A 222-nucleotide genomic window follows, 5' to 3' on the forward strand; every position below is an offset into this window, starting at 1 on the left:
ATCCTGAGCATATTATTACCCCAGGGATTTTTGTTCAGCATGTGGTTGCAGTTGATGCAGCCAATGGTAATGGAGAATAATAATGAGCTACCAAAAACTAAGCCGTGACCAAATTGCTGAACGTGTTGCCCAAGATATTCCAGATGGGGCTTATGTCAATTTAGGCATTGGTTTACCGACCAAGATTTCAAAATATCTGCCAACAGATAAAGATGTATTTCT

General features: G+C 39.6%; 1 protein-coding gene and 1 pseudogene. Both read left to right on the forward strand.

Features of this window, described 5'->3' with window-relative positions; all coding sequences use genetic code 11:
• A pseudogene (locus M2R48_RS21495) lies at positions 1–80 on the forward strand (3-oxoadipate CoA-transferase); the annotation flags it as partial.
• A 2-nt stretch (positions 81–82) separates the two neighbouring features.
• Positions 83–222: CoA-transferase (locus M2R48_RS21500; RefSeq protein WP_315972872.1), on the forward strand; the 140-nt coding region annotated here is incomplete at its 3' end.

The sequence above is a fragment of the Acinetobacter sp. I-MWF genome, from assembly GCF_025433935.1.
In the GTDB taxonomy this organism is placed as follows: domain Bacteria; phylum Pseudomonadota; class Gammaproteobacteria; order Pseudomonadales; family Moraxellaceae; genus Acinetobacter; species Acinetobacter guillouiae.